The sequence below is a fragment of the Teredinibacter purpureus genome (assembly GCF_014217335.1).
In the GTDB taxonomy this organism is placed as follows: Bacteria; Pseudomonadota; Gammaproteobacteria; order Pseudomonadales; family Cellvibrionaceae; genus Teredinibacter; species Teredinibacter purpureus.
This window is the reverse complement of sequence record NZ_CP060092.1, coordinates 1,313,206-1,325,671: the sequence shown is the minus strand read 5'-3', so window position 1 is coordinate 1,325,671 and position 12,466 is coordinate 1,313,206. Positions and strand designations below refer to the sequence as shown.

The 12,466-nt window shown below is 47.4% G+C and carries 10 protein-coding genes; 5 read left to right on the top strand and 5 right to left on the bottom strand.

Going from position 1 to position 12,466, the window contains the following annotated elements; translation table 11 throughout:
* The first annotated feature begins 72 nt into the window (after positions 1-72).
* The 3 genes from H5647_RS05875 to H5647_RS05865 all read left to right on the top strand — a co-directional run bounded on the left by H5647_RS05875 (position 73) and on the right by H5647_RS05865 (position 4,655).
* Positions 73-2,364: a glucuronyl esterase domain-containing protein gene (locus H5647_RS05875; RefSeq protein WP_052691889.1), complete on the top strand. Its 2,292-nt coding sequence runs from the start codon at positions 73-75 to the stop codon at positions 2,362-2,364.
* Positions 2,365-2,709: 345 nt separating this feature from the next.
* On the top strand, positions 2,710-3,615 hold the full coding sequence (gene rimK, locus H5647_RS05870) for a 30S ribosomal protein S6--L-glutamate ligase (RefSeq protein WP_045857060.1): 906 nt from the start codon (positions 2,710-2,712) through the stop codon (positions 3,613-3,615).
* 20 nt (positions 3,616-3,635) lie between these two features.
* Entirely contained in the window at positions 3,636-4,655 is a 1,020-nt protein-coding gene (locus H5647_RS05865; protein ID WP_045861122.1) for a succinylglutamate desuccinylase/aspartoacylase family protein, read from the top strand.
* Between the two features lie 3 nt (positions 4,656-4,658).
* Here the strand turns inward: H5647_RS05865 and H5647_RS05860 are convergent, their stop codons facing one another.
* The 4 genes from H5647_RS05860 to glyA all read right to left on the bottom strand — a co-directional run bounded on the left by H5647_RS05860 (position 4,659) and on the right by glyA (position 8,650).
* Positions 4,659-5,525, bottom strand: coding sequence for a mechanosensitive ion channel family protein (locus H5647_RS05860; RefSeq protein WP_045857058.1), 867 nt, complete (start codon positions 5,523-5,525; stop codon positions 4,659-4,661).
* 12 nt (positions 5,526-5,537) lie between these two features.
* A complete protein-coding gene (locus H5647_RS05855; RefSeq protein WP_052691888.1) occupies positions 5,538-6,545 on the bottom strand; it encodes a magnesium transporter CorA family protein in 1,008 nt (335 codons plus the stop codon).
* A 59-nt stretch (positions 6,546-6,604) separates the two neighbouring features.
* A complete protein-coding gene (locus H5647_RS05850; RefSeq protein WP_045857056.1) occupies positions 6,605-7,042 on the bottom strand; it encodes an ATP-dependent zinc protease family protein in 438 nt (145 codons plus the stop codon).
* A 342-nt stretch (positions 7,043-7,384) separates the two neighbouring features.
* A complete protein-coding gene (gene glyA, locus H5647_RS05845) occupies positions 7,385-8,650 on the bottom strand; it encodes a serine hydroxymethyltransferase (protein WP_045857054.1) in 1,266 nt (421 codons plus the stop codon).
* A 202-nt stretch (positions 8,651-8,852) separates the two neighbouring features.
* Here glyA and H5647_RS05840 point away from each other — a divergent pair, with 202 nt between their 5' ends.
* Both H5647_RS05840 and ettA read left to right on the top strand, forming a co-directional pair.
* Complete coding sequence (locus H5647_RS05840; RefSeq protein ID WP_045861120.1) at positions 8,853-9,785, top strand: DegV family protein; 933 nt, start codon at positions 8,853-8,855, stop codon at positions 9,783-9,785.
* A 106-nt stretch (positions 9,786-9,891) separates the two neighbouring features.
* Positions 9,892-11,553 carry an energy-dependent translational throttle protein EttA gene (ettA, locus tag H5647_RS05835; RefSeq protein ID WP_045857053.1) on the top strand — a complete coding sequence of 554 codons (1,662 nt, stop codon included), beginning with the start codon at positions 9,892-9,894 and terminating at the stop codon, positions 11,551-11,553.
* A 148-nt stretch (positions 11,554-11,701) separates the two neighbouring features.
* On the opposite strand, the gene H5647_RS05830 is transcribed toward ettA, so the two are convergent.
* A complete protein-coding gene (locus H5647_RS05830) occupies positions 11,702-12,172 on the bottom strand; it encodes a hypothetical protein (RefSeq protein ID WP_045857051.1) in 471 nt (156 codons plus the stop codon).
* Positions 12,173-12,466: the final 294 nt, after the last annotated feature.

The following is a 12,466-nucleotide window of genomic DNA, read 5'->3' as shown; positions in this document are numbered from 1 at the left end:
ACAAATAAGGCACGCCACGGCACCCAAGCTAAATAGACGCCCTCCTCAATAAAAATAATATGGAGTTCCAAAATGAAAACCAGACAATACCTGTGTTCCAAACGTGGACGATGGTTACGCCAGTTCGTCACAGCGCTGAGCTGCTCGTTAGCGGCCTCTGCTATGGCGCAATCTAACAATACGTTCGAATTACGCATGCAAGGCGTTACCGGTGATGAAGCCGTAAGCCTCACTGTCGGCGGCAATACCGTACAAAATTGGACACCCTCTACCAGTATGCAAGCATTCACCACTAACTCTACCTTGTCGGGTGAGGTCCGCGTTGCATTTACTAATGACAGCGGCGACCGCGATGTTCGCGTCGATTATCTCAGCATCAACGGTAATATTTTGCAGGCTGAAGATCAGCAAGATAACACCGGGGCTTGGGATGGCAGTTGTGGTGAGGGAAGTTACAGCGAAATGCTGCACTGTAACGGCTCCATTGGTTTTGGCTCGGTTAGCGGTGGCGGCAATCCCACGCCCACCCCAACCACAGTACCCACGCCAACCCCCACGGCTACACCAACCCCAGCACCAACGGCTACACCAACCCCAGCACCAACGGCTAGTCCAACACCTACTCCTACAGCAGAGCCTACACCTGTACCAGGAAACCTCGTAGACAATGGCGGAGCAGAAAACGGGTTGAACAATTGGGACGGCCATTACAACAACATTGAACTCAGCCAGTCCCGTGTTCGCTCAGGGTCTTACAGCGTACTTGCTCCCAACCGAACATCGAACTACCACGGCATACTCTATGAGTTACCCGCATTATCGTCCGGGCAAACTTACGCATTCTCAATTTGGGTACGTCTTGTCGATGGCGAGGGTTCCAACTCCGTGAAGCTAACCGTTCGCAACAACAACGGCTCCAACGAGTATTTCAACCTTCCGTCGGCAAACGCCAACGACAATAGCTGGATGGAATTAACCGGTGAATACACGCACCAGTCTGGCGGCACGACGGTTGTCTATATCGAGTCCGACGATTCTAATTTGGCGTTCTATGTGGACGACTTAGTCGTGACCGTTGCCGGCGGTTCGCAACCAACACCTACTCCAACACCTACTCCAACACCAACACCAACACCCACCGGCCAGCCTACTCCCACTCCAACGGGTCAACCCACACCAACACCTATTCCTGGTGGTTATGAACCTATCGGTGAGGAAAATACCGGCGCTAACTGTTTTGTGCCCGACACCGGTAGCTATTCAAACTTACAGACCATCAACGAGCTACCAAACCCCTTTACATCAATGGATGGTTCCACCCTCTCGTCTGCATTCGATTGGACATGTCGTCGCGCGGAAATAAAAGCCATGCACGAGCGTTGGATTTATGGCGAAAAGCCAGAATTTAACGGCTCTGTTTCCGGCTCCGTTAGCAATAGCAGTATTAATGTGAGTGTGAACGATAATGGGCAATCTATTTCGTTTAACGCGAGTATTGACTTGCCGAGCGGCAATGGCCCGTTTCCTATTATGATTGGCGTAGGCGGCTCTAGTCTAAACAACAATGCACTTAAAGATAAAGGTGTTGCCGTTGTTAACTTTTCTAACAGTGAAATGGGCGCCCACAACGGCAGCGGTTCTCGCGGCCAAGGTAAATTTTACGATATCTATGGCAGCAATCACTCTGCGGGTTCTACCGTTGCATGGGCGTGGGGCGTTAGCCGCATGATCGATGTACTGCAACAAACCTCTGGCCATAATCTCGATGCCAGCCGCATTGGTGTTACGGGTTGTTCGCGTAACGGTAAAGGCGCCATCGTGGTAGGAGCATTTGATGAGCGTATATCATTAACCATTCCACAAGAAAGTGGGTCAGGCGGTGTTGCGGCATGGCGCGTTTCCGATGCAATGAAAGACGCTGGCGCCAATGTGCAAACAGCCAGTCAAATTGTCGGCGAAAACCCGTGGATGAGCGCCAACCTAGACCAGTTTGCCAACAATGGAACCGTCACCAAACTGCCCGTGGATAACCATGAGTTATTAGGTATGGTAGCACCGCGTGGTTTACTTGTTATCGAAAATACCGGTCAAGAATGGCTCGGTAACGAAAGTACTTACACCGCATCGGTAGCAGCACACGAAGTATGGAAAGCGTTAGGTATTGGCGACCGCATGGGCGTTTCCCAAGTGGGGGGTCATAGTCACTGCCAGTTCCCGTCATCTCAGCAACAATATGTTGACGCTTTCGTAGAAAAATTCCTACTGGGTAACAGCTCGGCAAACACCACTATTGAATCTACAGATGGATCTTTCTCGGTTGACCGTAATCGTTGGATCCCCTGGAACACGCCTATCCTTCAATAATCCCACCGGTTAAACCCACACGCCAGCTGATGTGGACACTAACCCCCAAGGCCTCGGCATTAAGCTGAGGCCTTTTATTACAAAAATATTTATTTTACGCTCTAACTACACTTTTTTTTCAATTTAGTTATTACACAAAAAGAGTTGTGCTAGAAAAAATTGGGTGTAGAATCCGCCGCGTCTGGCATCCAGCAGACATCAGCAACAATTTCTAGTGAGGACCAACGCCTCAGTTGCTCGGCTCGCTCCTTCAGCAGCCACTTTTATCTAAAAAATTACTATACTCCACTGTTTAACCACAGCCGGCGCTTAATGCCCGTCCTGTTCGTTTAAGAGATCTATGCTATGAAAATCGCCATCTTATCCCGAGGCAAAAACCTATACTCAACCCGCCGCCTACGCGAAGCCGGCATAGAGCACGGCCACGAAGTCGACATCATTGATACACTCCACTGCTATATGGATATTACCAAGAGCCGACCAACCGTTCGCTACAAGGGTGAAGAATTGCCCCGTTACGACGCTGTCATTCCTCGCATTGGCGCATCCATTACGTTTTATGGCACCTCGGTCGTACGCCAGTTTGAAATGATGGGTACTTTTTGTGTTAACGAAAGCGTGGCCATTAGCCGTTCACGCGACAAACTTAGGTCCATGCAGTTGCTTTCACGCAAGGGTATAGGCTTGCCTCGCACCGGTTTTGCTCATTCACCCGACAACGTAAAAGATTTAATTAAAAACGTAGGTGGCGCCCCCGTTGTGATTAAATTACTTGAAGGTACACAAGGTATTGGCGTTGTCTTAGGTGAAACCGAAAAAGCGGCTGAAAGTGTCATTGAAGCATTCATGGGTTTAAACGCCAACATACTGGTACAGGAATATATTAAGGAAGCCGGTGGTGCAGACATACGCTGCCTCGTCGTAGGCGACCGCGTTGTTGCAGCCATGAAGCGGCAAGCCAAAGAAGGGGAGTTCCGGTCGAATCTACACCGTGGTGGTACGGCTGAAATTGTTCGCCTTACAAAAGAAGAGCGCGCAACGGCCGTGAATGCAGCCAAGGTGATGGGTTTAAATTTATGTGGTGTAGACCTACTTCGCTCAAACAGCGGCCCTGTCGTTATGGAAGTTAACTCCTCACCGGGCTTAGAAGGTATCGAGAAAGCAACAGAAAAAGATGTCGCAGGTTTAATTTATACCTTTATAGAAAAACACGCAAAACCCAACAACAATCGTACTCGCGGAAAAGGCTAATGAAGAAAGGCGTCAACAACATAGATACCCTCACTATTGCGGGTCAAACACTAAAACCCGGCACGGTTACTGAAATAGAAATGCCCGTTGCGCGCCTGTATACCGATACTGAAATCAATATACCAATTCATGTTATTCGTGGAAAAAAACCGGGCCCAACCTTGTTTGTAAGTGCCGCTATTCATGGCGACGAATTGAATGGTATTGAAATTATTCGCCGGCTTATCAACCGCAAAAGCATTAAAAGCTTAAGCGGCACACTCATTACGGTGCCCATAGTGAATGTTTATGGGGTATTAAGCCAAGAACGCTATATGCCAGACCGCCGCGACCTTAATCGATGCTTTCCGGGTTCGCCTAAAGGTAGCCTGGCGGGGCGAGTTGCCAATTTATTCTTAACCGAAATTGTTAAACAATGTGATTGCGGAATAGATTTACACACCGGGGCAATTCACCGCAGTAACCTACCGCAGGTGCGTGCAGACTTGAGCGATCCAGAAACACTCGCCATGGCAGAAGCCTTTGGTGTACCAGTGCTATTAAATGCAAACTTACGCGATGGATCGTTGCGCCAGTCTGCCTGCGAAAGTGGCATTAAAATACTGCTATATGAAGCCGGTGAAGCCTTACGATTTGATGAGCTATCCATTCGTGCAGGCGTTAATGGCGTACTTAATATAATGTCGCATTTAGGCATGATAAAAAGAAAACTCAGCACACCAAAATCGCCACCCTTTGTGGCAGATAACAGCGCATGGATACGCGCACCCTCTAGCGGGTTTGTAATGGACAAAAAGAAATTGGGTGACCATGTTTCAAAAGGCGACGTACTCGCCGATGTGAGCGATGTCTTTGGCAAGAATGTTGATCAGGTACTGGCGAACCGTACAGGCGTTATTATTGGAAAACAAAATATACCGCTCGTACAAGAAGGCGAGGCGATGTATCACGTAGCATTTTTTAACGACCCCGACGAAGTCGCGGAACACATTGAATTAATGCACGACAACCTACTCCCCCACTCTGGGGGCTTTCTTTAACGTTTACACGCGTGGCTTCGATAAACCATCGAGGCCGCTGCGTACATGCACATCTCTCTGAGGAAAAGGAATTTCAATTTTATACTGCCGAAAAGCATCGTCTATTGCCCATAAGTAATCAGACGTTAATGCGGTAGGTCGCTTCACTTGCTCTGGCGTTACCCATACCCCTAATACAAAGTTCAAACTGCTATCGCCAAACCCCGTCATCCACACTATAGGCTCTCGGTTTTGGCTAGTTAGCGTGTAAGGTACCTTAGCGGCGGCTTCCAATACCGCTTTTTTAACCATGCTTTTATCAGACCCATAGGCCACGCTAAAGGGAATGCGAAAGCGCCGTACGTTTTCCTCTAATGTCCAATTGGTAACCATTCCCCCAATTAACTCTGAGTTTGGAATTAAAATATCGACGTTATCATTTGTGCGCATAAGTGTAGAGCGAATATTGATTTCCAATACCTCGCCCACCAAACCAGACGACACTTCGATAAAGTCACCAACCTTTAAACTTCGTTCGAGCAAAATTACCACGCCAGAAACAAAATTATTAACAATACCCTGCAAGCCTAAGCCAATACCAACACCCAGCGCACCGGCCAGCAGCGCCAACTTACCAACATCTAGGCCCAAGGTAGAGACGGCAATAAGAAACCCGACCACTAAAATAATATAATGGATTATTCGGCCTAACGCGTAGAGACTTGCGCCCCCCTCAAAAGCACCGCCCTGAAGACGCTTCAACCCTTGCCTGACAACCTTAGAAACCAACAGCGTAAAAATAATAATCAGCAAAAAGCTAAGTAGCCGTACAACCGTAAAACTAAAATCGCCGACACTAAACAGTTCAAACTCTAACCATGATAACGTCATAAGTAATTACCTCTAAATCCATTTTTTACGACGAAAAACAAATAACAGCGTACTCGCCAGAAGGCCCATAACAGCGAGCAAAACAAAATAGCCATAACGATACTGTAACTCGGGGATATGATTAAAATTCATACCATAGACACCAGCAATAAAACTAAGCGGCACGAAAACAGCGGTAATTACCGTGAGCACTCGCATAGTAACGTTAAGCCGATGAGACGCTACCGACAAATAACCTTCGATTAAATCACCACAAATATCGTAGTGCATTTGCACAAGCGTATAAATGCGCGTAAACCGATCATTAAGGTCATTAATCTGATGTTCAAAATAGCCCACATCCTCTATAACAGTTTCATCTATTTCGTTTCTAAGCGTTTCAATAATACCTTTGTGGTAATCGAACGTTCGACGCAGTTTGAGCAAACGCGCCTTATAAAGGGTTAATTCTGACAACAACGTATCGTCACCCTTTTCTTGCAGTTGATCTTCAACCTCACTCAAGCGGGACTCGAACTCCAATATATTGTCTAAATATCGCGCCGAAGAGGCATGTAAAATATTCAACGCAATTTGTAATGGCGGCAATATTTGATTTTCTGTAGTGACATATTTTTTATGCTGCACAATTTTTTCGGAGTGTTTGACGATATCGGCAACCGCACTGATACCTAACGACGTTTCTCGATGCACTGTAATTAAAAAATTCTTGCCAACAAATAGGCCAATTTGCATATGCTCAAAATTCAGACCAGGGTCTGCGCTGGCTATACCGCGATACAGTATGAATATGCAATTTTCGAAAATTTCAATTTTAGGCGGGTGTCGTTTTCGTACGACATCTTCAACGGCTAGCACATGTAAATCAAACAGCTGCGTTAAAGTAGTAAACTCATGAGGGTCCTCCAGCGTCACATCCACCCATAATGTTTTTTCCGGTGTCGCAGACCATTTTTTGTATAGCGGATCAAAGTCACCTAGTTCCACTTTGTCGACGTCGAATAAATAGGTCGTTAACATAACATCCTCACGGTATAGAGATAAGATTGCGGCATTAATGCGCCGCTATAACTGGGCTGTTATTTGCTCAGCAAGTACTCTTCACTGGGATCAACTAAAATTCGTTGTTCCATGGCTTCTCGGCCGAGTAGCATTAGGTAGGTCATGCCAGACCGATCCGTAAGCGACAGCTGTATTCGCCACTGCAGCCCACCCAACATCATTAGAGTGTCTATCACATAACGTTTTTGTTTCGTGCCATTCGAACTTTTAATAGTACGTTCGGCTTTTACTTTTGCCTCCCGGCGCAAAACTTTCGCCACATCGTGTATATCGGGGTGAATATCAAAACTAACCCACCGCCTATCGTTGCGATCGAATTCAACAATGTTATCCACGTGCAACGAGGACGTTTGCGCACCCGTATCTACGCGAATAGTTAACCGACTAATTTCTAATTCAGGAAGGTCACAGTACTCCAAAGCACCAACCAACAATTTCTGGCTGCTCTCACTCAAAACACCTACTCCTTATGTCTGGGCTGTGTAGTTTTTGAATGTAAACCAATTTGATGCTAAAGCAAGTAATAATAACCCTTTCAAGCCTTTATTTTAGCTAAGAACGAGCGGCCACACCCAACACGCATCAAGCTTGCGTTAGCCACCTAAATGAGCCCCTCTTAGTCCCCACTAAACGCTCGACACCACGCCACTGCGATGGCGCACTATAACGTTGCTTTAGGCTAGAAAAACGCCACCATTACATCTCACCCTTAGCCGTGAATCTATCATCAATTCACACGCGAAAAAAAAGCGCTCTAACTGAGCGCTTTTTCACGTAACGTTGCTACCGAAACATTATTAGTTTGCATATACCGGAAATTTGGCGCACAACGCGAGAACCTTCGCTTTCACCTCGGTAATCACTTGCTCAGACGTGCCCTTTTCCAAACTCTCTAATACATCACACATCCAATGTGTTAGATCCACACACTCGGCCTCACCAAACCCACGCGTTGTAATCGCGGGAGTACCCACACGCAAGCCACTGGTTACGAAGGGTGAACGAGGGTCATTTGGCACAGCATTTTTATTGACCGTAATGTTGGCATTACCCAATGCCGCATCGGCGTCTTTACCGGTGTACTCTTTACCAATAAGGTCAACCAACATTAAATGGTTTTCGGTTCCACCGGATACAATTTTAATGTCGCGCTGAAGAAACGTTTTCGCCATTGCTTTAGCGTTCACAACAACTTGTTTTTGGTACGCTTTATAGTCGTCGCTCATCGCTTCTTTAAAGCTAATCGCTTTACCCGCAATAACGTGCATTAGCGGGCCACCCTGACCACCGGGGAATACCGCTGAATTCAATTTCTTCTCAACAGCCTCGTTTGCACGTGCCAAAATAATTCCGCCACGAGGCCCACGTAAGGTTTTGTGCGTTGTCGACGTCGTAACGTCAGCAATTTGCACGGGTGAAGGGTATTCACCTGCGGCCACAAGGCCTGCAACATGTGCCATGTCGACGAGCAAATAAGCGCCTACTTCGTCTGCGATATCGCGGAATTTTTGCCAATCCAGCACCTGGCTATAGGCCGAAAAACCAGCAACAATCATCTTGGGCTTATGCTCACGCGCCAAAGAGGCCACTTCGTCATAATCCACTAAGCCAGTGTCAGCGTTCAAACCGTACTGAACCGCGTTATACATTTTGCCCGAAAAATTCACCTTCGCGCCGTGGGTTAAGTGGCCACCATGGGCTAGACTCATACCCAGAACCGTATCACCAGGCGAGCACAAGGCGGCATAAACCGCAGAGTTAGCCTGTGAACCGGAGTGCGGCTGTACGTTTGCGTAATCTGCACCAAATAACGTTTTTGCACGCTCAACAGCAAGTGCTTCAACTTTATCTACATACTCGCAACCACCGTAATAGCGCTTTGCCGGATAACCTTCAGCATACTTGTTAGTGAGTTTGGTGCCTTGAGCAGCCATTACCATTGGGCTGGTATAGTTCTCTGAGGCGATGAGTTCTATATGCTCTTCCTGACGGGTGCCTTCATCAACGATGGCGTTCCATACATCAGGGTCAAAATCTGCAATGGTCTGGGTTTTATCAAACATTGGCGGCTCCGCGGAGAGGGTAGGAGGGGAAAATTAAGGGCACGGATTGTACATGAATGCATAGCCAATCTCACGCCCTTCTTGCTTATCTAATCACTTACAATTCGTAAGGCATAAAGCCGCCTTAAAACGGGTAGTGAATGGCTATCCCGTCGGCGATGCCGAAATTGGCGCCCAACACGGGCAGAAAAGGGATCTTACTATGTCAAAGACAGCCATTATCGTTGATTCAGCCTGTAGCTTACCGCAATCTATCTGCGACAAATACCATGTGTCATTCGCCCCGTTAAATTACACGTTCGACGGGCAGGAAAGCTCGGACCCTTGCAAAGAATCAAGCGCGTTAGCACTTTTCTCCTCGGGCAAATTTAGCCATAAAAATAAAGTATTCACTACGCCACCGTCTGTCGATACGTTTGAGCGGTGTATTCGAGACAACATAAATAACGGCTACGAGCAGATTATCGTACAAACGGTTAACCGTACTCAGGGCGATACCTACCTAAACGCCACTTCAGCGATTGCTAAGGTGCAACAATCGCTCGATAGCCACAACAACATTACGCTACGCGTGTTAGACAGCCGTACCGTTTTCGCAGGCCAAGGCTTAATGGCGGTAGAAACTATACGACGTCTAACGAAAGGTATCGATTACGACGACGTTCGCCGCCAAATGAATGTGCTTTCAGAGAAAATCCAGACATTTATTCTTCCTCGGTCTCCGCTCGCCGCGTGGGAGCGATCTAAAGAGCGCAATGAAAACAATGTGAGCTGGACACAAGCGCTCGTGGCCAACACTCTTAGCATTCATCCCATCATATTAAACAGCAACGACAGTTCAAAACGTCTCGCAAAAATTCGTAAGTTCGAAAAAGCCGCTGAAGCGCTGTTCAACCACGCCTGCGGGCACATGAACGATGGAGGGCTGTTAAGCCCCTTTATTACGATAAGCTACGGTGGCCTACTGCACGAATTGAAAGCACTACCTGGCTATACCAAACTCGAACATACGGCCGCCACTCGAAAAATAAAAATAATTCCCAGTGTCGCAAGCCTAGCCGCGGGTATTTATACCAGTGTTGGCTCTATTTCCTTGGCGCTCGTTGCTGACGAGCACGAATGGAGCACGCACTAATCCCTGCCCTCACCAGTAATTGAATTTGCGCGCTGCTTGAGTTAAGTTGCGCCTAATTTCCTTCCCGCCAACACGCATTAACACAACCTTCGGAGCGAGAGCTTAAATGGCGCAATATGTTTACACCATGAACCGCGTGGGCAAAATAGTGCCCCCTAAACGCGAAATCCTGAAAGACATTTCTCTGTCTTTTTTCCCTGGCGCCAAAATCGGAGTCCTCGGTTTGAACGGTTCGGGTAAATCTAGTTTGCTGCGCATAATGGCAGGTATCGATAATGACTATATCGGTGAAGCCCGCCCTATGCCCAATATTAAAGTCGGCTATCTCCCACAAGAACCGCAACTTAACCCCGAAAAGGATGTACGCGGCAACGTAGAAGAAGGGGTACACGAAGCCGTGGAAGCCCTTGCCAGCCTTGATAAGGTATACGCCGACTACGCCGAGCCCGACGCCGACTTTGATGCACTCGCCAAACAACAAGCGCGCTGCGAAGATATTATTCAAGCATGGGATGCTCACAACCTTAATCACACTCTCGAAGTTGCTGCCGACGCGCTGCGCCTCCCCCCTTGGGATGCCGATGTCTCTAAACTATCAGGTGGTGAACGACGACGCGTAGCGTTGTGCCGCTTATTACTTTCACGTCCCGACATGTTGCTACTAGACGAACCCACCAACCACTTGGACGCCGAATCAGTTTACTGGCTGGAGCAATTTTTGGTGAATTTTTCGGGAACGGTTGTGGCAATAACGCACGATCGTTATTTTCTCGATAACGCCGCAGGCTGGATTCTAGAACTTGACCGTGGTCGCGGCATTCCTTACGAAGGTAACTATTCGCTCTGGCTAGAGCAAAAAGAAGAACGCCTAGCATTGGAAAAACGCACCGAAGCCTCTCATATTAAATCGATGAAAGCCGAACTGGAATGGGTGAGACAAAACCCTAAAGGGCGTCACGCCAAAAACAAAGCACGCTTAGCGCGCTTTGAAGAAATGCAAAGCCAAGAATTCCAAACTCGAAATGAAACCAACGAAATCTATATTCCACCCGGCGAGCGTCTGGGTGATAAAGTTATAGAATTCAACGGTGTACGCAAGGCTTTTGGCGATGAATTACTAATCGACAACTTAACCTTTGCCGTGCCCAAAGGGGCCATTGTGGGTATCGTTGGCGGTAACGGCGCAGGTAAGTCCACCTTATTCCGCATGATTACCGGTGCCGAAAAACCCGACGGCGGAGACATTGTTGTTGGGGAAACCGTTAAAGTAGCTTACGTTGAACAAGGGCGCGAAAACCTTGATGATAGCCAAACCGTTTGGGAATCTATTTCGGGCGGCCAAGACCTCCTAAAAATTGGCTCTTACGAGGTGAGTTCTCGCGCCTATGTAGGACGCTTTAACTTTAAGGGCACCGACCAACAAAAACGCGTAGGCGACCTTTCCGGTGGTGAGCGCGGCCGCTTACATCTTGCTAACACCTTAAAACAAGGCGCAAACGTTTTATTACTCGATGAACCCTCAAACGATCTTGATGTTGAAACCCTGCGCGCGCTCGAAGGCGCCATTCAAAACTTCCCAGGTTGTGCACTCATTATCTCGCACGACCGATGGTTTCTCGATCGCGTTGCGACACACATATTGGCCTACGAAGGCGACAGTGAATTAGTCTTTTTTGAAGGTGATTACACCGAGTACCACGAAGATTTCGTTGCGCGTAAAGGTGAGAATGCGCAACCCAAAAGAATGAAGTATAAGCCGTTGAAATAAAGACAGCTTAATACTGTTTTAATAGAGCCGAACACAGCACTGCCTCTTCGCTTTTATCAAAAGCAGAGGCAGTTTTTTACGAGCCGAAAAAGCCACTAAAATAACGCGCTTTAACGCTGCTGCAACTCAAGCACCTGCGGAATTCGTGCTAGCAACTATAACCCCCAACATAAATCAAACATCTAGAGGCTTCTGTCCCTAGCTCGGCTGTTTTTACCTGTTCAAACTCTTGTTTATCGCAACGCGAGCTGGTTTTGGTCCAATATGGAGGCGATTTCGGCCGTGAAATTATCTGGATAAACGTTACACTACCACCGTCAAAAACAGATAAGTCACACTGCCCATAGGTAATATCTTTAACATTGATCGAAAGCTTAACCGTATAGTCTTTTCCTGCCTCAGGTATAAACGAAAATTTGTTGGGGTAATTGGCTCTTCTATCGTCGGCCCACTCAATAATAGTGGCAACAAACGTTACGGCGCTTCCAGATGCTATCGGTACAAACGCCTTAACATCATCCGACATACCCAACACACTCATATCGGTGCAAGCGTAAGGGTCATCATACTTAATGGCACTGAACGTTTTAAAATCGCCCACAACCGAATTAAAAATCAAACAGCCATCTTAAACGGGAGCCCCCTTGCTAAAAACATAAGGGTCATTATGTACAAATCGAATTCTTGCATGCCCCTCACCCTCAGGCGCAATATACTGAGCCACGTTAACCCTCGGCGTATTCACACCAGAAATAAGTAACAGTGCGGTAAAAAAGCAAACCTATTATTTTAATCATCCTGCCTCACCTTTATGACAAATGCCCATCAGCTTGCAAGGATCCAGAGGCTCCGCTCACAGCCGATGTGCCATCGCCCCTAGTATCACACACTTTAATGAGGCCATTTCGCTCAC